This is a genomic window from Pseudomonas synxantha (genome assembly GCF_900105675.1).
Taxonomy (GTDB): domain Bacteria; phylum Pseudomonadota; class Gammaproteobacteria; order Pseudomonadales; family Pseudomonadaceae; genus Aquipseudomonas; species Aquipseudomonas synxantha.
This window is the reverse complement of the sequence record NZ_LT629786.1, coordinates 2257580-2282965: the sequence shown is the minus strand read 5'-3', so window position 1 is coordinate 2282965 and position 25386 is coordinate 2257580. Positions and strand designations below refer to the sequence as shown.

Annotated in this window: 21 protein-coding genes and 1 pseudogene; 12 read left to right on the top strand and 10 right to left on the bottom strand. The window is 60.7% G+C overall.

The window, feature by feature from the left end; all coding sequences use genetic code 11:
• Positions 1–138: 138 nt before the first annotated feature.
• The 5 genes from BLU48_RS10915 to BLU48_RS32500 all read left to right on the top strand — a co-directional run bounded on the left by BLU48_RS10915 (position 139) and on the right by BLU48_RS32500 (position 5664).
• Positions 139–1785 (top strand): VRR-NUC domain-containing protein, encoded by a 1647-nt coding sequence (locus BLU48_RS10915; RefSeq protein ID WP_057022349.1) that lies wholly within the window; start codon positions 139–141, stop codon positions 1783–1785.
• Complete coding sequence (locus BLU48_RS10910) at positions 1782–4040, top strand: ATP-dependent DNA helicase (RefSeq protein ID WP_057022348.1); 2259 nt, start codon at positions 1782–1784, stop codon at positions 4038–4040. Before BLU48_RS10915 ends, BLU48_RS10910 begins: the two co-directional genes overlap by 4 nt.
• Positions 4041–4676: 636 nt before the next feature.
• The gene (locus BLU48_RS10900) at positions 4677–5222 is read left to right on the top strand and encodes a hypothetical protein (protein WP_057010953.1); all 546 of its coding nucleotides are present in this window, start codon (positions 4677–4679) and stop codon (positions 5220–5222) included.
• Positions 5223–5305: 83 nt separating this feature from the next.
• Positions 5306–5518: a hypothetical protein gene (locus BLU48_RS10895; RefSeq protein ID WP_057022347.1), complete on the top strand. Its 213-nt coding sequence runs from the start codon at positions 5306–5308 to the stop codon at positions 5516–5518.
• An 11-nt stretch (positions 5519–5529) separates the two neighbouring features.
• Positions 5530–5664 carry a hypothetical protein gene (locus BLU48_RS32500; protein ID WP_014718417.1) on the top strand — a complete coding sequence of 45 codons (135 nt, stop codon included), beginning with the start codon at positions 5530–5532 and terminating at the stop codon, positions 5662–5664.
• Here BLU48_RS32500 and BLU48_RS10890 read toward each other — a convergent pair.
• The gene (locus BLU48_RS10890) at positions 5655–7007 is read right to left on the bottom strand and encodes a cation:proton antiporter (protein ID WP_057022346.1); all 1353 of its coding nucleotides are present in this window, start codon (positions 7005–7007) and stop codon (positions 5655–5657) included. The two genes, BLU48_RS32500 and BLU48_RS10890, sit on opposite strands and share 10 nt — an antisense overlap.
• A gap of 182 nt (positions 7008–7189) precedes the next feature.
• On the opposite strand from BLU48_RS10890, the pseudogene BLU48_RS10885 reads away from it, so the two are divergent.
• A pseudogene (locus BLU48_RS10885) lies at positions 7190–8365 on the top strand (pyridoxal phosphate-dependent aminotransferase); the annotation flags it as partial.
• Positions 8366–8428: 63 nt separating this feature from the next.
• On the opposite strand, the gene trxA reads toward BLU48_RS10885, so the two are convergent.
• From trxA to BLU48_RS10870, 3 genes are all read right to left on the bottom strand, one after another.
• Complete coding sequence (gene trxA / locus BLU48_RS10880) at positions 8429–8752, bottom strand: thioredoxin TrxA (protein WP_057022344.1); 324 nt, start codon at positions 8750–8752, stop codon at positions 8429–8431.
• A 29-nt stretch (positions 8753–8781) separates the two neighbouring features.
• Positions 8782–9009 carry a thioredoxin family protein gene (locus tag BLU48_RS10875; protein ID WP_082636627.1) on the bottom strand — a complete coding sequence of 76 codons (228 nt, stop codon included), beginning with the start codon at positions 9007–9009 and terminating at the stop codon, positions 8782–8784.
• A 139-nt stretch (positions 9010–9148) separates the two neighbouring features.
• On the bottom strand, positions 9149–9589 hold the full coding sequence (locus tag BLU48_RS10870) for an Lrp/AsnC family transcriptional regulator (protein ID WP_046068096.1): 441 nt from the start codon (positions 9587–9589) through the stop codon (positions 9149–9151).
• 108 nt (positions 9590–9697) lie between these two features.
• Between BLU48_RS10870 and BLU48_RS10865 the strand changes: the two genes are divergently transcribed.
• The gene (locus BLU48_RS10865) at positions 9698–10600 is read left to right on the top strand and encodes a DMT family transporter (protein WP_057022343.1); all 903 of its coding nucleotides are present in this window, start codon (positions 9698–9700) and stop codon (positions 10598–10600) included.
• On the opposite strand, the gene BLU48_RS10860 is transcribed toward BLU48_RS10865, so the two are convergent.
• Positions 10578–12557: a peptidase U32 family protein gene (locus tag BLU48_RS10860; protein WP_057022682.1), complete on the bottom strand. Its 1980-nt coding sequence runs from the start codon at positions 12555–12557 to the stop codon at positions 10578–10580. The genes BLU48_RS10865 and BLU48_RS10860 overlap by 23 nt on opposite strands.
• 253 nt (positions 12558–12810) lie before the next feature.
• Between BLU48_RS10860 and BLU48_RS10855 the strand changes: the two genes are divergently transcribed.
• Genes BLU48_RS10855 through BLU48_RS10835 form a run of 5 tightly spaced genes read left to right on the top strand, consistent with a single transcriptional unit; the run spans position 12811 to position 18368 of the window.
• Positions 12811–14460, top strand: a complete 1650-nt coding sequence (locus BLU48_RS10855; RefSeq protein ID WP_057022342.1) for an AMP-binding protein — start codon at positions 12811–12813, stop codon at positions 14458–14460.
• Positions 14461–14481: 21 nt separating this feature from the next.
• A complete protein-coding gene (locus BLU48_RS10850) occupies positions 14482–15249 on the top strand; it encodes an SDR family NAD(P)-dependent oxidoreductase (RefSeq protein ID WP_057022341.1) in 768 nt (255 codons plus the stop codon).
• A 12-nt stretch (positions 15250–15261) separates the two neighbouring features.
• On the top strand, positions 15262–16446 hold the full coding sequence (locus BLU48_RS10845; protein ID WP_043050480.1) for an acetyl-CoA C-acyltransferase: 1185 nt from the start codon (positions 15262–15264) through the stop codon (positions 16444–16446).
• Between the two features lie 9 nt (positions 16447–16455).
• Positions 16456–17583 carry an acyl-CoA dehydrogenase gene (locus tag BLU48_RS10840; RefSeq protein WP_043050479.1) on the top strand — a complete coding sequence of 376 codons (1128 nt, stop codon included), beginning with the start codon at positions 16456–16458 and terminating at the stop codon, positions 17581–17583.
• Positions 17584–17594: 11 nt separating this feature from the next.
• Positions 17595–18368: an enoyl-CoA hydratase gene (locus BLU48_RS10835; protein WP_046068102.1), complete on the top strand. Its 774-nt coding sequence runs from the start codon at positions 17595–17597 to the stop codon at positions 18366–18368.
• 486 nt (positions 18369–18854) lie between these two features.
• On the opposite strand, the gene BLU48_RS10830 is transcribed toward BLU48_RS10835, so the two are convergent.
• The 5 genes from BLU48_RS10830 to BLU48_RS10810 all read right to left on the bottom strand — a co-directional run bounded on the left by BLU48_RS10830 (position 18855) and on the right by BLU48_RS10810 (position 25325).
• Positions 18855–20006, bottom strand: a complete 1152-nt coding sequence (locus tag BLU48_RS10830; protein WP_057022340.1) for an acyl-CoA dehydrogenase family protein — start codon at positions 20004–20006, stop codon at positions 18855–18857.
• A 3-nt stretch (positions 20007–20009) separates the two neighbouring features.
• Entirely contained in the window at positions 20010–21113 is a 1104-nt protein-coding gene (locus tag BLU48_RS10825; protein ID WP_057022339.1) for an enoyl-CoA hydratase/isomerase family protein, read from the bottom strand.
• A gap of 117 nt (positions 21114–21230) precedes the next feature.
• Positions 21231–22109, bottom strand: a complete 879-nt coding sequence (locus tag BLU48_RS10820) for an alpha/beta hydrolase (RefSeq protein ID WP_057022338.1) — start codon at positions 22107–22109, stop codon at positions 21231–21233.
• A complete protein-coding gene (locus BLU48_RS10815) occupies positions 22094–23707 on the bottom strand; it encodes a cytochrome P450 (protein ID WP_057022337.1) in 1614 nt (537 codons plus the stop codon). The genes BLU48_RS10820 and BLU48_RS10815 overlap by 16 nt, the downstream gene beginning before the upstream one ends.
• A 1-nt stretch (position 23708) precedes the next feature.
• Positions 23709–25325 (bottom strand): acyl-CoA dehydrogenase family protein, encoded by a 1617-nt coding sequence (locus BLU48_RS10810; protein ID WP_231989033.1) that lies wholly within the window; start codon positions 25323–25325, stop codon positions 23709–23711.
• Positions 25326–25386 lie beyond the last annotated feature (61 nt).

Here is a 25386-nt window from a genome sequence, read left to right as displayed (position 1 = left end):
TAAATATTACGCGATCTACTCCCTCATCTGATCGCTTTTTTACAAAAAGTTGCAGGGACCATTTATCTATTACCGATTGCAACAAGTGCTTAGCAGCGGCACTCTGTATGCATAACCAGTATTTGATTGCCTTGCGCCATGGTCAACACCCTCGAAAACCCCTTGTATTACTTGCATAACTTCCGCCAGGTGCTGGCTTGGCTGGGGCAGCGCTATGCCGATTTGCTCGAGGCCCACGAAGAGCATTTCATTCAGCAATTTGACAGGTTGCCCCAGGCGTCCCAGGCGTTATTGGTGCGCATGGTGATGCGCAAGGGCGTGCATTTTCGCGGCGCCAAGCTCAATTACCTGGAAATCGGTTGTCCCCATGCAGCGGCGGGCCCGTTGCGCGAACTGGGCTGGGTGGACGACCAAAGCCCGCTGCCGTTTGCGACCTTGTTCACCTTGCTGCAAAAGGGCGAAATCCTGAATGCGTTCAGGCCCTGGATCGACCAGCCCAAGGCCAACAAGGCCGCCTGGCTCGAGCCACTGGCCGCGCAGTTCAGCGAACAGCGCAGTTTTGCCCAGTGGTGTCCCGATGTAGACGATGTGCTCTATAGCCTCACGGTAATGGAGTTGTGTGATCGCCTGCGCCTGATGTTCTTCGGCAATCTGCATCAGGACTGGTCGGAATTCGTGCTGGCAGACCTAGGCATCTACACCTATGAAAAAGTCCCGTTCTGCGCCGAGTCCCGTGGTCTGCGCACCCGTGAAGACGTGCAGGGTTTCCTGTTCCTGCACCAATGTCAGCAAGCCTTTGAAGCCGGTGAGGCACTGGATGCGGTGCTGGCACAGATCGCCACGCTGCATACCGATAACCCCTGGCTGGAAAAACGCCGCGCCAAACTGCTCTTCCAGATCGGCCAGTATGGCGAGCGCTGTGGCGAGTTGGCACTGGCTGAACAGGTTTACCGACACTGCACCTATCCCGGCGCACGGGCGCGGTTGATCCGTGTATTGGAGCGCCAGGAGGATTACGCGCAGGCCATGGCCTTGGCGATCGCCGCCCAACAAGCCCCGGAAAGTGCTGCTGAACGCCAGCACCTGCTACGGGTGCTGCCCCGCTTGCGGCGCAAACTGGGCCAGCCGGCTCTGCCCAAGGCCAAGCCACAGGCCGTTGCGCGCCTGGACCTGGCACTGGAGCCGGAGCCGATGATGTCGGTGGAATTTTGCGTGCAGGCGCATCTGAACGAGCCGGACGCACCGGTGTATTACGTCGAGAACGGCCTGATCAATTCGCTGTTCGGCCTGTTGTGTTGGGACGCGATTTTCGCGCCGCTGCCGGGGGCGTTCTTCCACCCGTTCCAGCGTGGGCCGGCGGACCTGCACAGCGAGGACTTCCATCAGCGTCGAGAAGCCTTGTTTGCTGCCTGCTTCGAGCAACTGGAGGATGAGCGCTACAAGGCCACCATTCGCCAACGTTACGCGGACAAATGGGGCATCCAGTCGCCGTTCGTGTTTTGGAACCTGCTCAGTGAAGAGCTGCTGGAACAAGCCCTGGCCTGCCTGCCCGCCGAACACCTGCGCCATTGGTTTGCGCGCCTGCTGGTGGACATCCGCGCCAACCGCGCCGGGATGCCGGACCTGATCCAGTTCTGGCCCGCACAAAAGACCTACCGCATGATCGAGGTCAAGGGCCCCGGCGACCGCCTGCAAGACAACCAATTGCGTTGGCTGGCGTTCTGCGCCGAGTACCAGATGCCGGTCACCGTCTGCTACGTGCGCTGGGCGGAGCAGAGCGCTTGAGCTACAGCGTGGCCGTGCGGGCGTTGTGTGAGTTCACCGCCAAGGTCGGCGACCTTGACCTGCGTTTTACGCCGTCGCCCAGCGCCCAGGAAGGGATCGTCGGTCACCGCACCGTGGCTTCCCGGCGTAGCGCGCACTATCAGAACGAGGTCGCCCTCGAGGGAGAATACCTGCAGCTCAAAGTGCGGGGCAGGGCGGACGGCTACGATCCGGACGCCAACCGCCTGGAAGAGGTCAAGACCTACCGTGGCGATCTCGCCGCCCAGCCCGCCAACCATCGGCAACTGCACTGGGCCCAGGTCAAGGTGTATGGCTGGCTGATGTGCCAGAAACTCGGCCTCGACGACATCGACCTGGCACTGGTGTACTTCGATATCGTCGGCGAAGGCGAGACCCTGCTGAACCAACATTTCAACGCGCCAGACCTGGAGCACTTCTTCAAGCAGCAGTGCGCGCTGTTCCTGGACTGGGCCCGGCAGGAAATGCAACACCGCACCGCACGTAACAGCGCCGCCCAAGCCCTGGCGTTTCCCCATGCCGAGTTTCGTCCTGGGCAACGTGCCTTGGCTGAATCGGTCTACAAAGCCGTGAGTACCGGCCGTTGCCTGATGGCCCAGGCGCCCACCGGGATCGGCAAGACCGTCGGGACCATCTTCCCGCTGCTCAAGGCGCTGGCGCCACAGCAACTGGACAAAGTGTTCTTTCTCACGGCGAAGACCCCTGGACGCAAGCTTGCCCTGGACGCTGCCCAGGTGCTGTACGCCAGCAGCCCCGATCTGCCGCTGCGGGTACTTGAGCTGGTGGCCCGCGACAAGGCATGCGAGCACCCGGACAAAGCCTGCCACGGCGAATCCTGCCCCTTGGCCAAGGGCTTTTACGACCGTCTGCCCGCCGCGCGCCAAGCCGCGTCCCAAGTGCGCCTGCTCGATCAACGCAGCCTGCGCGACGTTGCCTTGGCCCATGGGGTGTGCCCGTATTACCTGAGCCAGGAAATGGCGCGCTGGAGCGATCTGGTGGTCGCCGACTACAATTACTTTTTCGATTTTGGCGCCATGTTGTTCGGCCTCGCCCAGTTGAACCAGTGGCGCGTCGCAGTGCTGGTGGACGAAGCGCATAACCTGGTGGAGCGCGCCCGTTCGATGTACAGCGCCAGCCTTGACCAATACAGCCTCAAGACCCTGCGTGACACGGCGCCCGAGGCGCTGAAGAAACCCTTGCAGCGCCTGAACCGCGAGTGGAACGCCCTGCACAAGGAGCAAGTCGCACCGTACCAGGCCTATGCCACCCGGCCCGAAAAACTGCTGCAAGCCCTGAGCCTGTGCATCAGCGCCATGGGCGACTATTTCAACGATCACCCCGAAGCCCTCAGCGGCGACCTGCAAGCTTTCTACTTTGAAGCCCTGCAATGGGCCAAAGTGGCGGAGCTGTTCAATGAACACTTCATCTTCGATATCAGCAAGCGCGAATTCAACGGCAAGCGCAGCAGCTCAACCCTGTGCCTGCGCAATGTGGTGCCGGCCGAGTTCATCCGGCCTCGATTGACTGCCGCCCGCAGCAGTGTGCTGTTTTCTGCGACCTTGAGCCCGCGCCACTATTACGCCGACTTGCTCGGCATGCCAGCGGACACCGCCTGGGTCGATGTGGAGTCGCCGTTCAAGGCCGAGCAATTGCAGGTGCGTATCGTCGATGCCATCTCCACCCGGTTCGTGCATCGCCAGGCGTCGCTTACGCCTATTGTCGAGCTGATTGCGCGGCAATTTGTCGAGCAGCCGGGTAACTACCTGGCGTTCTTTTCCAGCTTCGATTACCTGCAACAGGTGGCGCAGTTGTTGGCCGAGCGGCACCCGCAGATTGCGCTGTGGCTGCAATCTCGAGGCATGGCCGAGGCCGAGCGCCAGGCCTTTCTCGACCAGTTCACCCAGCACAGCCAAGGCATTGGCTTTGCGGTACTGGGTGGTGCGTTTGGCGAGGGCATCGACTTGCCCGGTGCGCGCTTGATCGGTGCCTTCATTGCGACCCTGGGCCTGCCGCAACTGAACCCGGTGAATGAACAAATGAAGGCACGCATGGGCGCGATCTTCGGCGCCGGCTACGATTACACCTACTTGTACCCCGGCCTGCAGAAGGTCGTACAAGCCGCGGGCAGGGTGATCCGCAGTCAACAGGATCGCGGTGTGGTGATGTTGATCGATGACCGTTTCGGCGAAGCCCGGGTACGGCAATTGCTGCCGCGTTGGTGGGTGATCGATAACTGACAGACGTACGGCGGTGAAAATGTGGGAGGGGGCTTGCCCCCGATGGCGGAGGGTCAGCTACAGATGTGCTGACTGACACACTGATATCGGGGGCAAGCCCCCTCCCACATTTGGATCGCATAGGTATCTACACAACTTCGTAGCAGCAGACCGTAACCACGATGCGCAGCGAGCCGCTCCTGATCTTGATCTGCTTTTGATTTTGATCTCAGGCGCCCCGTTAAACCACGCTGGCCGGAATTCGACAGGGATTTGGGGGGTAAACCGGCAGGGATGCCGGTTTAGCCGCCCCGCGCCATGGATGGCGCGTGGCGGCGGCCCCCCAAATCCCTGTCGGATTACGGGCACACCGAGCCTAAGCGAGGTGCCGAGTGGTGGGGCAAGAGCCTTTTGGTTACTTTTGGGGCTCTTTTCCAAAAGTGACCCGCTGTAAGAGCGGAACCTTAAGTGGCCGTTACCGCAGCAATGGATATGTACTCGGTCTAATCCAAGATACTGGTCGGCTGACAGGCCGCCATCGGGGGCAAGCCCCTCTCACATTCAAAGCGTGTTCGTTCCACCCTGGGCGTGAACAAACTTGAACTTCATCGAAGCCCGCGTCTTCTAACCAGATTAGTCATCGCGTGGAGCCCCGTCGTGCCCAGAATCATCTCTCCAGACACGCCCGAAGCAGCCCTGACCGACCACAGCGAGCACAACGCGAAGATCTTCGGCTCGCCCAAGGACCGTCTCGACTTCTATCGCCGCGAGATCCAGTACGAAACCTCCATCCTGGCCAACCGCACTGACGCCTACCTCACGGCGCAGTCATTCCTGGTCATCGCCTTTGTCTCCGGCATGGGCAACCTCAACCCGGAGTGGGGCAAGCTGTTCACCCTGGTGGTGCCGGTGATCCTCGCCGCGCTGGGTATCTTAAGCTCGCTCAACGCCTGGCCTGGCATACGTGCCGCCTACGAAATCATCGACCACTGGCACTACAAGCAAAGCGAGTTGCTGCGCAGTGAGCCGGTGATGGGCATGGCCTACGATGAATCGCCGTTGTTTTCCGAGATGGAGTCGACGCACAAGGGCTACCGCAAGTCGCTGCTGTTCTCCATGCGTGCGCCGTGGTTGTTCATGGTGTTCTGGCTGGTATTGGGGATCTATGCATTCTATATCCAGGTCGACAACCCATTGAGCTGAGTAATCTCACGGAACTTCACTGGATGCGGTGGCGCCTTACCTTTACGCAGTACAGATTCCCATAGCCCTGTCAGAGGTGCGCCATGACGAAAAATGAAGATCCGCAAACCGACCACCGCAACGATCCAGCCATCGACGCAGGCGAGCCGGCCCCTGGCACCGCCGCTGATGCCCCCAAAGACCCCAAGGCCGATAGCGACCCCAAGGCCAAGGAAAACGACTACAGTCCAGACTTCAAGCCTGAGCGCGAGCCCAAGCCTGAAACCGATGCGGATATCGATACCCAGGGCGGCTAGAGGAGAGGCTCATGTCAAAAGAACTCGACGACGAACTCAACGATCCGGGCAATGAAGACCCGGGTTCATTGATGGATGATGCCGAAGTCCCGCTTAATGATCTGGATGAAGCGGCGGACGTCGGCAATACCGAAAATCAGGACTGACCCTTCGCCCCGGCACGTCGTTCATACCAGCCCAGCATCGGCTGGGTACTCAGGCCGTGAACGACGATGCTCAGGGCGATCACCGACAGGGTGAGGTTCACCGCCACCGTGCTGCTGGTGCCGATCAGCCCATGGTTGAGCGCGTAGAACAGGTAGTAGATGCTACCAATTCCGCGAATCCCGAACCAACTCATCAGCCCGCGTTGCCGACGGTCCAGCAGGCTGCCCCAAGGCATGGCAAACACACTGACCGGGCGAATCACCCCGAACAGCAACGCCGCCACCGCCAGTGCGCGCCAGTCCCAGTGGCTGACCAGCACGATGCCCAACAGCGTCACCAGGAACACTTCCATGGAACGCTCCACCAGGCTGCCGAACGACAGCATGTCGTTCATCATCACCCCGGCGGCGATTTGTGTGTCCTGCAATTGGCTAACGTCGCCGTGCAGGGCCTGTTCAGGTTCCACCTCAAGGTGACCCACCACCGGTTGCGCCAGGTGTTCGGCCGGTGTATCGGCGTTGCCGGTGGATTTGACCTCGGCTTGGCGCAGGCCCAGGCCCGCCGCAAACACGGCAAGGAAGCCGTAGCCGCCGACGGCTTCAGCTGCCACGTAAGCCAGGGCGATCAGTGCCAGGGTCAGGTAATCATTGGGCGACAAGGTGCTGTCGGCATTGGTGATGCGCATGCGCAACGTGACCCGGCCGATGCCGCGACCCATCCAGTAGCCAATCAGCAGCCCCGCCGGCACCGCCCATAGCAGGTTCTTCAGCACCCAGCCGCCCAGCCAGTCGCCGTCAAACCCGCCGTGTTGCATAAACAGCAGGCCGAATATCACAAAGGGGAAGGCTGTACCGTCGTTCAAGCCGGCCTCGCCGGACAAACCGAAGCGCAGGGCGTCATAGTCCTGGGCATTGTTGACCTGCACCAGGCCGGCCAGCACCGGGTCGGTCGGCGCGAGCATGGCACCCACCAGCAGCGAAACGCCCCACGAAAGTTGCAACAGGTAGTGCAGCACCAGGCAGGTGCCGAGGATGGTCAGCAACATCACCGGCCCCGCCATGCCAAACGCAATGCGCCAGGTGCGATGGCTCAGTGGCAGGCGCAATTTCAAGCCGCTGACAAACAGCGAAAATAGCACCGCGACCTCGGTCAAGTGCTCCATCCAGCGCGCCGAGCCCTTGATATCCAAGTGCAACAGGTCCGCGCCCAACGGGCCGATGGCGACGCCCAGCAGCAGGCAGACTGCCGAGGTGGTCACGGGCATCCAACGCAGGTAGGAGGAGGTGAGGGCGAGGGTGAGCAGTACGGCGCCGAGCACGGCCATCCAGAGAATAAAAGTCATCGAGCGTGTTCCAGGGCCGTGGTCTATGCAGGTTTGAGGACGGCCGAGGGACGCAGGTTCAATGTGATTACAGCCACGGGTTAGCCGTTGAACGAGTGCTGGGTATGCACTATGTTGAGTCCATCCTCCCGTTCACCTATCAACGGGTCCACGCTTTTTCATTTTGAACCATAGGCCCTGGCATGCGGTTTTCCCCTTTCGTCGAACGAATTGCAGGGCAGGGCGTCGCCGCCTGGGACATCCACCACGCTGCGTTCCAGGCGGCCAGCCAGGGCGAAGACATCATTATCCTCAGCGTCGGCGACCCGGATTTCGCCACGCCATCCTTCATCACCGACGCCGCCGTCAACGCCCTGCACATGGGCGACTCCCATTACACCGAGATCCCCGGTCGCCCGGCCCTGCGCGAGGCGGTCGCGGCGCGCTACAGCAACACCCTGGATCGCCCGCTGACCGCCGACAACGTGATCATCGTGGCCGGTGCGCAGAACGCGTTGTTTATCAGCTCGTTGTGCCTGCTGCAGGCTGGCGACGAGGTGTTGGTGCTCGATCCGATGTACGTCACCTACGAGGCCACGCTCAAGGCCAGCGGCGCGACCTTGGTGCGAGTGCCATGCAGTGCGCAATCCGGCTTTCGCCTGGATTCACAACGGCTCGCTGCTGCAATCACCCCGCGCACGCGGGCGATGTTCTTTTCCAACCCGAACAACCCCACCGGTGTGGTGCTCAACCCGCAGGAACTGCAAGCCATCGCCGACCTTGCGATCGCCCATGACCTGTGGGTGGTGGTGGATGAGGTCTACGAAAGCCTGGTGTTTGACGGCCAGTACCACAGCCTTGCGGCATTGCCCGGCATGGCTGAGCGCAGCATCGTCATCGGCAGCTTGTCAAAGTCCCATGCCATGACCGGCTGGCGTATCGGTTGGCTCATCGCCGCGCCGCAGCTGGTGAAGCACGCTGAAACCCTGATGTTGAGCATGTTGTACGGCTTGCCGGGCTTTGTGATGGAGGCGGCGACGGCGGCGGTGTTGGCCCATGACCAGGTGACTGAAGGCATGCGCGAGATCTACCGGCGCCGACGCGACCTGGTGGTGGCTGGCCTGAGTGCCTGCCCGGGTATCCAGGTACAGGCGCCGCAAGCGGGCATGTTTGTGCTGGTGGATGTGCGTGGCACAGGCCTCAGCTCCCTGGAGTTTGCCTGGCGCCTGTTTCGCGAGGCCGGGGTGTCGGTGCTGGACGCGGCGGCCTTTGGCGAGCCCGCCCAGGGGTTCGTCCGGCTGTCGTTTACCTTGGGTGAGGACCGTCTGGCCGAGGCCTGTCGGCGGATCACGCAGTTTGTTGCCAAGCTGGGCGGCGACCAGGGCGTGAACCGGGGCTCTAATCGAGTGCTTGTGTGAGCCTTGAAGGGGGCTCCCAACGCGTCAGAGCTGGCTTTCGATAAACTCCTTTAATTGGGACTTTGAAAGTGCACCGGTCTTGGTGGCTGCGATCTCGCCGTTCTTGAACAACTTTAAGGTTGGAATACCCCGAATGCCCCACTGAGCTGCGATGTTGGGATTCTCATCGACATTTATCTTAACGATGATCAATCTGCCAGAGTACTCCTCGGCAAGCTCATCCAAAATAGGCGCAACCATCTTGCACGGCCCACACCACGCAGCCCAGTAGTCCACAAGCACAGGTAGGGCGGCCTGGAGGACCTCGGTTCCAAATGACTCATCACTGAGGTGTTTTATCTCACTCATGAAAAACTCCTTTTATCCTTGAACAGCATCTACATCGGGGCTTTACCCACGCCATACTTCGCGGGCGTAATCGGGTTCTCATCCATGTTCAGCGTAACGATGGTCAACCGCCCCGAGTAGTACTCGGCAAATTGATCGAGGAACGCAGGCGGTGCGCAAGCGTCATCCATATAGCAAACCAACACGGGGCCGGCCGCTTCAAGCACCTCGCTTTTGAAGCTTGCATCGCTGATTGCTTTCAGGTTTGTGACCAACATGAGACGTCCTCCAGTACCCCACCAGGCTATTACCCGGCAAGCAAACTGGAACCTGTAAGGGTTGACAGTTTTTTATACTGTTTGGCGATATCCGTCGGCTATTTCACCCCCCTGTGATAACCCGGCTCGCGACGCCTGGCTAGTCCGCCAGCGGCGGTAAACGCCGTTTCACCGGCGTTTTCTTGACGATCGCGGTGTTGGTTTCGGCATAGGCGTTGAGCCGGTCGAGCAGGACGTCCAGATGCTCCATCGTGCGCACATGCAGGCGTGCGATAAAGCAATCCTCGCCGGTGACCTTGTCGCATTCGGTGAACTCGGGGATCGCCTGGATCTGGCGTTCCACCTCCTGCAATTTGCCGGGCAGGGGGCGGATGCGCACGATGGCTTGCAGCAGGTAGCCGAAATGCCTGGGGTCGATAACGACGGTGTAGTGAGTCAGCACACCGCGTTCTTCCAAGCGTCGCAGGCGTTCGCTGACGCTCGGCGAAGACAGCCCGGTGATGCCCGCCAGCGCCTTGAGGGACAGGCGCGAGTCGTCCATCAAGGCCGCGATCAATTGCTGGTCGATGGTGTCGATCATGCTATCCGCCTAATAAGGAAAGGTGATTTCTGGGTTCTGCCTTTTTTTGTCGCTGTAGCCGTGTCGAGCAGATTGCCATAATTGAGCCTCACTTGAGGAGTTTCAATCATGGATTCATCCATCCGTCGCGGGTCGTGGGAAATGGTCGCCGCCATGCTGATCTCGGGCAGCATTGGCTGGTTTGTGCTGGTGTCTGGCGTGTCGGTGATCGAAGTGGTGTTCTGGCGCTGCGTGATCGGCGCGCTGACACTGTTGCTGGTCTGTGCGTGGCTGGGTTATCTGCGCCTGGACCTGCTCAACTGGGCGACGCTGGGGCTGGCAGTGCTCAGCGGCGTGGCTATCGTCGGTAACTGGCTGCTGCTGTTCGAATCTTATTCGCGCGCATCGATTGCCATCAGTACGGCGGTGTACAACGTGCAGCCGTTCATGTTGGTGATGCTGGCAGCGTTGTTTCTCGGTGAAAAAATCACCGTGCAGAAACTGGCGTGGTTGAGCGTAGCCTTCCTGGGCATGTTGGCGATTGTCACCGCCCACGGCGAGCAAACGAGCGGCGGCAATTACCTGGTGGGTATTGCATTGGCCCTCGGCGCGGCCTTCTTGTATGCGATAGCCGCGTTGATCATCAAACGCCTCAAGGCGGTGCCGCCGCATCTGATGGCGCTGATCCAGGTGGTCACTGGCGCGGTACTGCTGGCGCCGCTGGTGCCCTGGAATGGCTTGCCGACATCCACCAATGCCTGGGCCGCACTGGTGACGTTAGGCGTGGTACATACAGGGTTGATGTATGTGCTGCTGTATGGCGCGATCCAGAAGCTGCCGACCGCGATCACCGGCGCACTGTCGTTCATTTACCCGATTGCGGCGATTTTCGTCGATTGGATTGCCTTCGGGCATCGCCTGGGTTGGCTGCAATGGCTGGGGGTGGCGGCGATTCTGCTGGCGGCGGCAGGGTTGCAGCGGGGCTGGTGGTGGCCCCGCTCCCCTAGGGTCAGTGCGTGCCCTGATAGATGAGATTTTCCGGGTTGAAATGCTCTACGGCGCTGCCCGGTTGCGGCAACCCAAGGATATGCCCTTTGATCTTGCCCACCACATGCATTTCGCAGGGCTTGCAGTCGAACTTCAAGGTCAGCACTTCGTCGCCGTGAATCAACTGCATCGGCGCTACCTTGGTTTTCACCCCAGTCACGCCCTTGGCCTGTTTTGGGCACAGGTTGAACGAGAAACGCAGGCAATGCTTGGTGATCATCACCGGTACTTCGCCGGTTTCTTCGTGGGCTTCGAAGGCCGCGTCGATCAGCTTTACGCCGTGACGGTGGTAGAAGTCCCGGGCTTTCTGGTTGTAGACGTTGGCCAGGAACGACAGGTGCGCCTCGGGGTAGACCGGCGGCGGCGAGGTTTCAGCCTTGCGCCCGCCCCGTGGGTGCGCCTCGATGCGGGCAGCGGTCAGCGCCTCGATCACTTCACGGCGCAATGCCTTGAGCTGCGAGTTGGGGATGAAGAACGCCTGCGGCGCATCCAGCTCGATGCGGGTGGCGTGGTATTCGGTGGTGCCAAGCTGGCCAAGCAGGTCGCGCAACGTGTCGAGCGCCTGTTCCGGCTTGTTGGCCACGCCAAACGGGCCGGGCAGGGTGACGCTGGCGCTGATACCTTCTTCGCTGGTGGCGGTGACTTGCAGCTGGTCTTCACGCAGGCGTGCCACCCATGACAGGCCGATACGGCGCTCGGCCGAGGTCTTCAACAGCGCCTGTTGCCAGTTATGGTCCAGGTTGCGGTTCAGCGGGTGGTTGGGGCGCAATTGATGCAGGCCGGCGGGCATTTCATTCGGTTCGACGCGATAGCGATAGCGCTTTTCACCGTCTTCTTCGAACTCGCCTTTAGCCTCGGCGATATTGGCGCGGAAACCCACCACTTCACGCTTGACCAGCACATTCAGGCCATCGCCGTTGGACAGCGGCTCCTGGGTGACCACCTGCAAGTCACGCTTGCCGGCTTTTTCCACCACACCCACCGGCAGGCCGGTGAAGGTCGGGGTGTCGAACGCGCCGATGTCGATCTTGCGGTCGGTGACGAAGTAATCGGTGCTGCCGCGGTGGAAGGTTTTTTCCGGGTCGGGCACAAAGAAATGCGCGGTACGGCCGCTGGAAGCTCGGGCCAGGTCCGGGCGGTCTTCGAGGATTTCGTCGAGGCGCTGGCGGTAGTAGGCGGTGATGTTCTTCACATAGCCCATGTCCTTGTAGCGACCTTCGATCTTGAACGAGCGCACGCCGGCTTCGACCAAGGCACGCAGGTTGGCGCTCTGGTTGTTGTCCTTCATCGACAGCAGGTGTTTTTCAAACGCGACCACGCGGCCCTGGTCATCTTTCAAGGTGTACGGCAGGCGGCACGCCTGGGAGCAGTCACCGCGGTTGGCACTGCGGCCATTTTGCGCGTGGGAGATATTGCACTGCCCGGAGAACGCCACGCACAGGGCACCATGGATAAAGAACTCGATGGCGGCATCGGTTTCGTCGGCGATGGCGCGGATCTCTTGCAGGTTCAGCTCGCGAGCCAATACCAATTGCGAGAAACCGGCCTGGTCGAGAAACTTGGCGCGGCCCAGGGTGCGGATGTCGGTCTGGGTGCTGGCGTGCAGCTCGATAGGTGGGATATCCAGCTCCATCACGCCCAGGTCTTGCACGATCAGCGCGTCGACACCGGCATCGTAGAGCTGATGGATCAGCTTGCGCGCAGGTTCCAGCTCGTTGTCATGCAAGATGGTGTTGATGGTGGTGAACACGCGGGCGTGGTAACGCCGGGCGAATTCCACCAGCTGAGCGATATCACTCACCTCGTTACAGGCATTATGGCGAGCGCCGAAGCTCGGCCCGCCGATGTAGATGGCGTCGGCGCCATGCAGGATAGCCTCGCGCGCAATGGCGACATCGCGGGCAGGGCTGAGCAATTCCAGGTGATGCTTGGGCAAGGACATAATTTTTTTAGTCAGGCTTGTCACGGTCGAGGCGCGCATTGTAGCCGTGAAATGCCTGGGCGGCATCTACCGCAGGGCTATCGGCCCCAGGCCACCCCGGACTCAACAGGCGCCCCCCACACCGGATTGGCCAAACCAGTCAGCCAGGTTGAAGGCTTTGACCATTGCCGCTGCAACGCTCTGGAGCGACTATTCCAGCTGATTTATCGAGTCAAAAAGTCCTGAAAATAAAAATACAGAAGGATTGGAAACGATGCGTGAGTATTTGGCTGCCACCACCGGGTTTGATTACCAGCACACCGTCGACGCCGCACTGGCCGGCAACCTGCAGGCGTTGAATGCCTGTGTGGAATGCTGTGACCGCCACGCGCTTCCCGGGCGTATCGCTTTGTTCTGGGAGGGCAAGGACGGGCGCAGCGCGACGTCAACCTTCACCGAGTTGCAGGAACAGGCCGCACGCTTCGCCAACTTCCTCCTGTCCCAGGGCGTCAAGCGCGGTGACAAGGTCGCCGGCCTGTTGCCGCGCACGGCCGAGTTGCTGGTGGTGGTGCTCGCCACCTGGCGCATCGGCGCGGTGTATCAGCCGCTGTTTACTGCCTTCGGTCCCAAGGCCATCGAGCATCGCCTGAACAGCTCCGGGGCAGTGCTGGTGGTCACCGACGCGGTCAACCGTCCCAAGCTGGCCGAAGTCGCCGGCTGCCCGACCATCGTCACGGTGGCCGGGGCCAGGGGCGAGGGCATCGTGCGCGGTGACTACAGCTTCTGGGCCGAACTGCCCAACCACGCCAACGTCTGCGAGCCGGTGATGCTGGGCGCTGACGATCCGTTCCTGCTGATGTTCACCTCGGGCACCACCGGCCCCTCCAAGGCGCTGTCGGTGCCACTCAAGGCGATTGTTGCGTTCCAGGGCTACATGCGCGACGCCGTGGACTTGCGCCCCGAAGATGCGTTCTGGAACGTCGCCGACCCGGGCTGGGCCTACGGCATCTATTTCGGCGTGACCGGGCCGCTGGCCATGGGGCATCCGATCACTTTCTACGATGGTCCGTTCACCCTGGAAAGCACCTGCCGGGTCATCAATAAATATGGAATCACCAACCTCGCCGGTTCGCCCACGGCGTACCGCCTGCTGATTGCCGGAGGCGAGCAGTTCGCCCGTTCGATCAAAGGCAAGCTGCGCATCGTCAGCAGTGCCGGCGAGCCATTGAACCCGGAGGTGATCCGCTGGTTCGCCGATAGCCTGGGCGTGACCATCCACGACCACTATGGCCAGACTGAACTGGGCATGGTGCTGTGCAATCACCATGGCCTGGCGCACCCGGTGCATGTGGGTTCGGCGGGCTTCGCCTCGCCCGGACACCGCATCGTGGTGCTGGATGACCAGCATCAGGAGCTGCCCGCCGGCCAGCCCGGGATTCTCGCTATCGACCGCGAACAATCGCCGATGTGCTGGTTCGCCGGCTATGAGGGCGTCAAGACCAAGGCGTTTGTGGGCAAGTACTACCTCAGTGGCGACACGGTGGAGCTGAACCCGGACGGCAGCATCAGTTTTGTCGGGCGCAGCGATGATGTGATCACCACGTCCGGTTACCGCGTCGGTCCGTTCGATGTGGAAAGCGCGCTGGTCGAACACCCAGCCGTGGTTGAAGCCGCCGTAGTCGGCAAGCCTTGCCCGGAACGTACCGAGCTGGTCAAGGCCTTCGTGGTGATCAGCGAGCAATACCGCGCCACCCCGGAACTGGCCGAAGAACTGCGCCTGCATGTGCGCCAGCGCCTGGCTGCCCATGCTTACCCACGAGAAATCGAATTTGTCAGCGACTTGCCCAAGACCCCAAGCGGCAAGTTGCAACGTTTTATTTTGCGTAATCAGGAAATTGCCAAGGCCCAGGCGGCCGTGGCTTGATCCCTTTCAAAGGAAACAATGATGCAGATTGAAAACAAGGTATTCCTGGTCAGCGGCGGCGCTTCGGGCCTCGGTGCGGCCACGGCTGAAATGCTCATTGCAGCCGGCGCGAAGGTGATGTTGGTGGACCTGAATGCCGACGCCGTGGCGGCCAAGGCCACCCAGCTGGGCAACAACGCCCGTAGCGCCGTAGCCGATATCAGCCAGGAAGCTGCTGCCGAAGCGGCCGTTAACGCGGCTGTCGAGGCGTTTGGCGGTTTGCACGGGTTGATCAACTGCGCCGGTGTAGTGCGCGGCGAGAAGATCCTCGGCAAGAATGGCCCCCATGGCCTGGCCAGCTTTGCCCAAGTGATTAACGTCAACCTGATCGGCAGCTTCAACCTGTTGCGCCTGGCCGCTGCGGCCATTGCTGAAACCGAGGCGAATGCCGATGGTGAGCGCGGTGTGATCATCAATACCGCCTCGGTGGCGGCGTTCGATGGTCAGATCGGCCAGGCGGCGTATGCTGCCTCCAAAGGCGCGATTGCCAGCCTGACCTTGCCCGCCGCCCGGGAATTGGCGCGGTTTGGCATCCGTGTGATGACCATCGCCCCAGGCATCTTCGAAACCCCGATGATGGCGGGCATGACCCCGGAAGTACGCGACTCCCTGGCTGCCGGCGTGCCATTTCCGCCGCGCCTGGGCAAACCCGCCGAATATGCCGCGCTGGTGCGACATATCCTTGAAAACAGCATGCTCAATGGCGAGGTGATCCGTCTCGACGGCGCCTTGCGTATGGCCGCCAAGTAAGGAGCCACCTGTATGAATGACCCAATCGTTATTGTCAGCGCCGTGCGCACCCCCATGGGTGGTTTCCAGGGCGATCTCAAAAGTTTGACCGCACCACAGCTGGGCGCGGCCGCGATTCGTGCCGCTGTCGAACGTGCCGGTATCGCCACCGATGCCGTCGACGAAGTGCTGTTTGGCTGCGTGTTGCCGGCCGGGCTCGGGCAGGCACCAGCCCGCCAGGCCGCCCTGGGCGCCGGGTTGGACAAGGGCACCCGCTGCACCACCCTCAATAAAATGTGCGGTTCCGGCATGGAGGCGGCGATTCTTGCCCACGACTCACTGCGTGCCGGCAGCGTCGACGTGGTGATTGCCGGTGGCATGGAGAGCATGTCCAATGCACCGTACCTGCTGGACCGCGCGCGCAGCGGCTATCGCATGGGGCACGGCAAGGTGCTCGACCACATGTTCCTCGACGGCCTGGAGGACGCCTACGACAAGGGCCGCCTGATGGGCACCTTTGCCGAGGACTGCGCCGAGCACAACGGTTTTACCCGTGAAGCCCAGGACGCCTTCGCCATTGCTTCCCTGACTCGTGCGCAGGAAGCCATCACCCATGGCAGCTTCGCCAGCGAAATCGTCCCAGTGCAGGTCACCGTGGGCAAGGAGCAGAAAACCATCCTTCACGATGAACAACCGCCGAAAGCCAAACTGGACAAGATTGCCAGCCTGAAACCGGCGTTCCGTGAAGGTGGCACCGTGACGGCGGCCAACTCCAGCTCGATCTCCGATGGTGCTGCTGCGCTGTTGCTGATGCGCGAATCCGAGGCCCACAAGCGCGGGCTCAAGCCGCTGGCGGTGATCCACGGGCATGCGGCCTTTGCCGATGAGCCTGGGCTGTTTCCGGTGGCGCCAGTGGGGGCGATCCGCAAACTGATGAGCAAGACCGGCTGGAACCTCGATGAAGTCGATTTGTTCGAAATCAACGAAGCCTTTGCCGTTGTGAGCCTGGTGACCATGAGCAAGCTGGAGATTCCCCACGACAAGGTCAATGTCCATGGCGGGGCCTGCGCCCTGGGCCATCCGATTGGCGCCTCCGGCGCACGCATCCTGGTAACCCTATTGTCAGCTCTGCGCCAGAAGGGCCTCAAGCGTGGCGTCGCCGCCATCTGCATCGGCGGCGGTGAAGCCACGGCCATGGCCGTCGAATGCCTGTACTAAGGACTGCTTATGCTGCCCAATGACGAACAACTGCAAATCAGCGACGCCGCCCGGCAATTCGCCCAGGAACGTTTGAAACCCTTCGCCGCCGAATGGGATCGCGAGCATCGCTTCCCCAAGGAAGCCATCGCTGAAATGGCCGAACTGGGCTTTTTCGGCATGCTGGTGCCGGAACAGTGGGGTGGTTGCGACACCGGCTACCTGGCCTATGCCATGGCCCTGGAAGAAATCGCCGCGGGAGATGGTGCCTGCTCGACCATCATGAGCGTGCATAACTCGGTGGGCTGCGTGCCGATCCTCAAGTTCGGCAATGACCAGCAAAAAGCCCGGTTCCTCACGCCCCTGGCCAGCGGTGCCATGCTCGGCGCCTTCGCGTTGACCGAGCCCCAGGCTGGTTCCGATGCCAGCAGCCTGAAAACCCGTGCGCGTCTTGAAGGCGATCACTACGTACTCAACGGCTGCAAACAGTTCATCACCTCCGGGCAAAACGCCGGGGTTGTGATTGTGTTTGCGGTCACCGACCCGGCAGCGGGCAAGCGTGGCATCAGTGCGTTTATCGTGCCCACCGATTCACCGGGCTATACCGTGGCACGGGTTGAAGACAAGCTCGGGCAACATGCCTCCGACACCTGCCAGATCCTGTTTGAAGACGTGAAGGTGCCGGTGGCCAACCGCCTGGGCGAGGAGGGCGAGGGCTACAGGATCGCCCTGGCCAACCTTGAAGGCGGTCGCGTCGGCATCGCGTCGCAATCGGTGGGCATGGCCCGTGCGGCCTTCGAAGCGGCCCGCGATTACGCCCGTGAGCGCGAAAGCTTTGGCAAGCCGCTGATCGAACACCAGGCGGTGGCCTTTCGCCTGGCGGACATGGCCACACAGATTGCCGTCGCCCGGCAAATGGTGCATTACGCCGCCGCCCTGCGCGACAGCGGCAAGCCGGCCTTGGTCGAAGCGTCCATGGCCAAGCTGTTCGCCTCGGAAATGGCCGAGAAAGTCTGCTCGGCCGCCTTGCAAACCCTGGGCGGTTACGGTTATCTGAGCGACTTCCCCTTGGAGCGGATCTACCGCGATGTGCGGGTCTGCCAGATTTACGAAGGCACCAGCGATATCCAGCGCATGGTCATCTCACGCAATCTTTAAGGAGCCGATACATGAGTTACGAAACCATCTTGCTTGACGTCCAGGGCCGTGTCGGGCTGATCACCCTCAACCGCCCCCAGGCGTTGAACGCCTTGAATGCACAACTGGTCAGCGAGCTGAACCAGGCGCTGGACGGCCTGGAAGCCAACCCCGAGATCGGCTGCATCGTGCTGACCGGCTCGAAGAAAGCCTTCGCTGCCGGTGCCGACATCAAGGAAATGGCCGAGTTGACCTACCCGCAGATCTACCTGGACGACCTGTTCAGCGACAGCGACCGCGTGGCTAACCGCCGTAAGCCGATCATCGCGGCGGTAAACGGTTTTGCTTTGGGCGGCGGCTGTGAACTGGCGCTGATGTGCGACTTTATCCTGGCCGGAGACAGTGCCAAGTTCGGCCAGCCGGAAATCAACCTTGGCGTGTTGCCAGGCATGGGCGGCACCCAGCGCCTGACCCGCGCAGTGGGCAAGGCCAAGGCCATGGAAATGTGCCTGACCGGTCGCTTTATCGACGCGGTAGAAGCCGAGCGCTGCGGCATTGTGGCGCGTATCGTGCCGGCCGATGAGTTGCTTGAAGAGGCGCTGAAGGTCGCTACCCTGATCGCTGGCAAATCCGTGCCGATCAGCATGATGGTCAAGGAAAGCGTGAACCGCGCCTTTGAAGTCAGCCTGTCCGAAGGCGTGCGGTTTGAGCGCCGGGTGTTCCATGCGGCGTTTGCGACCCAGGATCAGAAAGAAGGCATGGCAGCGTTCGTGGCCAAACGTGCGCCGCAGTTCAAGGACAAGTAACACCGTCTCTACCGCACTGGAGATGCAAATGTGGGAGGGGGCTTGCCCCCGATGGCGGCCTGACAGCCGACCAGAATGTTGGATCAGACCGAGTACATATCCGTTATTTGGGCAACGGCCACTATTGGTTCCGCTTTTACAGCGGGTCACTTTGAAAAGCGCAAAGTAACCAAACGCTCTTGCCCCACCACTCGGCACCTCGCTTAGGCTCGGTGTGCCCGTAATCCGCCATGGATTTGGGGGGCCGCCGCCACGCGCCATTCATGGCGCGGGGCGGCTAAACCGGCATCCCTGCCGGTTTACCCCCCAAATCCCTGTCGAATTCCGGCCAGCGTGGTTTAACGGGGCGCCTAAGATCAAGATCAGAAGCAGATCAAGAGCGGCTCGCTTCGCATCGTGGTTACTGACGGTCGCTACGTCAGAGTTGTGTAGATACCCATGCTCATCGGGGCAAGCCCCCTCCCACAGTTTTATGCTCTGTCTCAGTCAGAGCTGGTAGTTTTTCAGCTCCCTGGCAATCACCATCCGCTGGATTTCGCTGGTCCCTTCATAGATCTGTGTGATCCGCGCATCCCGGTAGTAGCGCTCCACCGGGTAATCTTCCAGATACCCATACCCGCCATGGATCTGCATCGCCTTGGAGCACACGCGCTCGGCCATTTCCGAAGCAAACAGTTTGGCCTGTGAGGCTTCCGATAAGCACGGCTTGCAGGCAGTGCGCAGGCGCGCAACGTGGAGGATCAGCAGGCGCGCAGCATTCAGCTGGGTCTGCATGTCGGCCAGCAGGTTGGCCACGCTCTGGTGTTCGATGATTGCCTTGTCGAACTGCACCCGATCACGGGCATAGGCCAGCGCCGCTTCAAAGGCGGCGCGGGCGATGCCCAGGGCCTGGGCGGCAATGCCGATGCGCCCGCCTTCCAGGTTGGAGAGAGCGATAGCCAGGCCCTTACCGCGCTCACCCAGCAGGTTGGCCTCGGGCACGCCGCATTGGTTGAGGGTGACGGCGCAGGTGTCCGATGCGCGAATGCCCATCTTGTGCTCGGTACGATCGACCGCAAAGCCTGGGGTGTCAGTGGGCACCAGGAACGCTGAAATACCTTTCTTGCCCAACTCCGGGTCGGTCACCGCAAACACGATGGCCAGCTTGGCGCGCTTGCCGTTGCTGACAAATTGCTTGGCGCCGTTGATTACCCACTGACCGTCTTTCAACTCTGCGCGGGTACGCAGGTTGTGGGCTTCGGAGCCAGCCTGGGGTTCGGTCAGGCAGAAGCAGCCGATGGCCTGGCCACTGGCGAGTTCGGCCAGCCAGGTTTGTTTCTGCGCTTGTGTGCCGTAGTTGAGGATCGGCCCGCAACCCACTGAATTGTGGATGCTCATCAGGGCGCCGGTGGCGCCGTCACCCGCGGAAATTTCCTCGACCGCGAGGGCATAGGCCACGTAGTCCACATAGGTGCCACCCCATTCTTCCGGGACCACCATGCCGAGCAGACCCAGCTCGCCCATCTTGGCGACCAGGGCGTCGTCGATCCAGCCGGCTTTTTCCCAGGCCTGGGCATGGGGGGCGATTTCGCCACGCGCAAAGTCCCGCGCCATGTCGCGAATCATGACTTGTTCTTCTGTGTATTCAAGATCTTGCATGGCTTATTTCTCAATCTGCACGAAGTCGCTGAAGAAGCTTTTGACATGAGCGGCGTCCAGCTCATTAACGCTCGGCGGATTCCAGCGCGGGGTCTTGTCCTTGTCGATGATCAGCGCACGAACCCCTTCGATCAGGTCGCCGCGCTCGAACCACTGGCGGTCCAGGTGCAGCTCCAGGTCAAAACACTGTTCCAGCGTCAGGTGGCGGCCACGGCGGAGCATTTGTAGGGTCACGGCCATGGCCAGTGGCGAGCGGGTCTGCATCAGGTGGGCGGTGGTCAATGCCCATTCATGGGTATCGGCGATAGTAACCGCCTGCAACTGCTCGATAATGCTCGGCACATCCGGCAAGGCGAAGAAATGGTCGATGACCGGCCGCAAGGTCGCCAGTGGCGCATCGGGCAATTGCTGCGCGGCCAGTTTGGCGAGCACGCCTTGCAGGTCCTTGAGGGGCGAGTCGTGCCATTGCAGACGATCAAGCTGCTGGTCCAGTTCGGGGAGCGTTGCGCTGTCGATATACCAGTCGGCCAATCCGCAATACAGGGCGTCCGCCGCGCGGATCTGCACCCCGGTGACGCCCAGGTAAGTCCCCAGTTCACCGGGAATACGCGACAGGAAATAGCTGCCGCCCACGTCCGGGAAGTAACCGATGGCCACCTCCGGCATGGCCAGGCGGCTGCGCTCGGTAACCACTCGCAGGTCTGCGCCTTGTACCAGCCCCATGCCGCCGCCGAGGACGAACCCGTCCATCAGCGCCAGCACGGGTTTAGGGTATTGGTGAATGATCAGGTCGAGCGCATATTCCTCGACGAAGAAATCCTCGTGCAGGGTGTTGCCGTTCTTGAAGCTGTCATACAGGGAACGGATGTCGCCGCCGGCACAAAAGGCTTTCTCTCCGGCGCCGCGCAATACAACGGCATGGACCTGCGGATCATCGGCCCAGGCCCGCAACTGCGTGGTCAACAGGCGCACCATGTGCAGGGTGATGGCATTTAATCCGGCGGGGCGATTGAGGATGAGGTGGCCAATATGGTTGCGCACTTCAGCCAAGACATCTTCCTGAAGACCCTCGCTGCGGTTTGCTTCGGATAAAACCTGAGCAGTCATGTGTAACTCCCTGCTTTTATTGTTCTTTGTCTAAATGTTCGCGGACGAACCATCCCGTGATCGTACCAGTGCAAATTTGCCCCGTACAACCCGGAATCATGCAGGTCGTTTTTGCATTTATGCAGGGGTGGGGCCTGGGGGCATCCCGCCGCCAAAATGCTCCGCCAGGGCGTGCGCACACTGGAGGATGGCCTTGCGCGCAGCGAGGTGTTCACCAGGGTAGTTGATAAAACCGTGGTCCATGCCTGGGTACTCTGTGTGTCTTACCTGCACGCCGGCTTTTTTCAAACGGTGTGCATAAGCCCGGCCTTCATCACGCAGTAAATCGCAGCCGGCGGTGAGAATCAGCGCTTTGGGCAAGCCCTGTAACGAAGCCCGGTGCGCTGGCGACAACCAGGAATGGTCCAAAGATTGCCCTTCGCCCACATATTGGCCCAGATACCAGCTGAGCATTTCAGCGGTCAGGCCGGATCTACCCGCGAACTCGGCCCGGGAACGAGTGCGTGCCAGACAATCGAGAAGCGGATAGAGCAGCATTTGGAAACCAATGGTGGGACCGTGGCGTTCATGGGCGATCTGGGAGATAACCGCTGCCAGGCCACCCCCGGAACCTCCACCGGCGACTGCGATCCGGTGGCTGTCCAGCCCCAGAGTCATGCCTTGGGCGGCCACCCATTCGGTGACGGCGTAGCAATCTTCCACGGCGGCGGGAAAGCGAGATTCCGGTGGCCTGGCATAATCTACTGCAACGACCACGCACCTTGCCCATTCGCACATGATCCGACAGAAGCTGTCATGGGTATCCAGGTCACCAGCTACCCAGCCCCCGCCATGAAAATACAGCAATACTGGGGCAGGCGCGGTTGTCGACTGCCGGTACAGGCGTATACGCACCGAGCGCGGCGCCGTCTCGACCGAGCAGTCCTGCACGCTCATCACCACAGCATCACGCACTGCGGCGCGGACTTTCTCGGCGGTCATCACTGGCCGGTCCATGCCTGGGCCTCTATTTCTATGAGATAGGCAGGCGCGATCAATTGATTGACGCCCAGCAGCATGGTGGTCGGTGGACAATGGCTGAAAAACTCCTGATGAGCCTTGGCGATTTGTGGCCACCAGGCCACATCGGTGGTGTACATGCGTGTGGCGACCACAAGGGTCCTGTCGACGCCCAACTGCTTGAGCGCGGTTTCGATGATTTCCAGGCAGCGTCTGGTCTGGCGATATACATCACCGGGAGCGTAGGGATTGCCTTGTTCATCGAACGCTACCGTGCCACTGGTGACAATCAGGTTTCCTGCGCGTAGCGCTCGACAGTAGCCGCCGTTCTTTTCCCACGGGGCTGCGGAAAAGCAACGCGTGATGGCCGCGCCAGCCGGTTGCAGCGCGACGTGAATATGACTCAAACCACGAAATTGCAGACTGTTGGTACGCCATGCTGGCTGTTGCTCGTCAATCAGGCGCACATCGGGAAAGCGTTGCAGCAGACGGGTAAATGCGATCTTTGCTTCGAGCTTGAAGAGCAATGTGCCCATGCAAAAATGCGGGCCACGACCGAACGCAAGGTGGTCGTGCTGCTGGCGATGGATGTCGAAGCGATCAGGATCGTTGAAGTGCCGGGGGTCACGATTGGCCGCGGCGCGGACCAGGTATACCAGGTCACCCTTGTGCAGGGTCTGGCCATGCAGCGTGACGTCTTCGGTGACGACGCGATGACTCAGCTGCCCGGCGGGGCAAATGCGCAACGCTTCCTCGATGGCATTGGGGATCAGCCCCGGGTTGGCCTTGAGTTCGGCCAAGGCCTGCGGGTGGGTGAGCAAATAGAACAGGATAATGCCCAATTGATCGGCGCTGGTCGTCGTGGCCGCTACCAATATAAAGGCCAACTGAGCCAGGAAGTCGTCTTTGGTCATCATCGCCTGTTCGCCAGCGGCAATCACTTGGCTGACCAGATCATCGCCAGGTGATTGACGACGTTCATCGACAAGACGCGAAAAATACTCGTACATCTCTTCCATCGCCTGCAAGGCCTCTCGCGGCCCGAATGCCGGATCGGTGCTGCCCACCATGAACACGATGATCGCATCCGTCCAACGCCTGACCTTCAGTGCTTCCTGCGCAGGTATGCCGAACATGCGCGCCAGGATCAATGCGGGAATCTTGTTGAACAGTTCTGTCATCAGCTCTGGCTGGGGGCTTAATCGCGCCAGCAAGTCATCGACGATCTGCTCGATGTCATCTGCCAGTGCGTCAATAGCACGCGGGGTAAAAGTCTTGCCCAGCACCTTGCGCCCGGCTTCATGGGCCTTGCCGTCCTGGGCGTACATCCAGCGCGAAGCCTTCTCGATGAAAGGTTCCAGTGCCGCTCGCTGGTGTGCGGGCACCTGGGCATTTACCAGCTCGCGCATGCGATTGGAGGAGTAACGGCGGGCATCGGCCTGTGCGGCGGATACGTCGTCAAACCGGGTTAGCAACCAGGCCTTGTAGTGTTGCGACCAAAACAGTGGGTGGTGATGACGCAAGTAGGCAAATGCTGCGTAGGGTTCACCTATGGTTTCAGGGTCGGCAAAATCGGGTAGTGACTGAAGGTCCATGTCATTGCTCCTCATAGAGTGCGCGCGTGAACTGCTGGATATAATCAGTTGAATCGATCAGTGCGCTGACCAGCACCTGGGGCGGTTTGAGCTGCTTGGCCAACGCTTCGATCTGCGGTGGGCTGACCTCCATGTCACGTTGGGGCTTGCGCACACCCCATGGATACAATTGATCAGCGAACTCACCGATCAAGTCTTCGATGGTCGCGCAAGACAGCAGCCCCAGGGTTTCAGCCTCCTGAATCACCAGGTCCAGTGCCTTGGCATAGGCCAGCCCCAATGCCTGTGCATGGGTAAACCCGGGGGCTTTGCGGCATTGCTCGAGGATCTGCGCTTCTACGCGTTGGCCGATGTTGGAGGGCGGGCTGTCGACGAACCGTTGTCGTGCCAGGGCGTCCTTGATCACCTGATAGGCCATGATCGAGCTGTCACCGGCAAAGGTATTTGCAACCTCGCAATCCATGCGCTGAGTGACGATCTGGTTGTAATGATGAAATCCCTGGGATCCACACAGTTCTCTAGACAAGGCGATCACATTGAGCCCTTGCCATGCACCCACTGCCTTGCACAAGGCGGCCAGCACGTGGAGTTCCTTGCGCTTTGCCTCCTGTGCCCAGTCGGCTTCGAAGCGCTTGCGCACTGCCTGCTCCAGGTATTTGAGCGCGAGCGCCTTGAGCTGTATGGCGTAAAGGCGTTGACGAAACATCGGCTGGCTCAGCAATGCCTCTTGGCCCGTGGGCGCCTGGATGAGGCGGTGATGGGCGAAACGGTAGCTCAGGTGAGCGGTAAGGCCGGCACTGTGGCGAATGCCTGCCATGAAGATCAATCGCTCTTGCAGAAACGTCTTCAGCGCCTCGATAAAACGCAGGGGTAACGGCAGGTCGCTGACGAACGTGCCCTTGTCGGTGAAGTGCGCATGGCGTTGCAGCAGCGCGTCAACGGGCAACTTCATCTGGCAGAAACGTATTGCCGCCACTTGGTTGGCGTGGATTCCACCCTTGGGATCACACGCCATTATTTTCACGCCATTGAGCAGCCGACCGTTTTCGCGCTTGCGAATAACCACGCGAAACCAATGATGGCCTTGATCCTCACCGTCGACCATCAGGCGGGCAAGTACCATCAGCACCTGGGCTGCGCGCAAGGCATTGCCTATCCAGCACTTGCAGGCCTCAGGGGAAGGGGAGTCGAGCACCAGGCTATGGTTTTGCCGATCGTACGTCACCGTCGTTCGCACATTGCGCACGTCGGTTCCCCCTGCGACTTCCGTGCAGCCGAAGGCGTAGACCTTGCGCAGGTGGATCACTTCGTCTCGATAGCGATTCACTTGTGCGGCAGAGCCATGGTTGAACAATGTGTCGACGGCAATCATGTGATCGACTATCGAGGAGTGGAGTGCGTAATCAAAGGCGCCCACATACCCCATCAACTCGCACAGCGAAGAAAACTCCGATTGCCGTGGTTGGCCCATCCACAGTTCGTTATTGATCAGGCCGGTGCCAAAGATCGCATGCATACGCTTGATGGTCAGATGCATGTAGCTTTTCAGGGGCATGTGATGGCGTTGGCGCGGCTCGAACAGAGGCGAACCGAGTAATTGTTCGAATAGGTCGTTCAAGGCAAAGCTCTCCTGTTTCGAATGAGCATTTCGAAACACCCGAGCAGGAGCACTGGCAGGA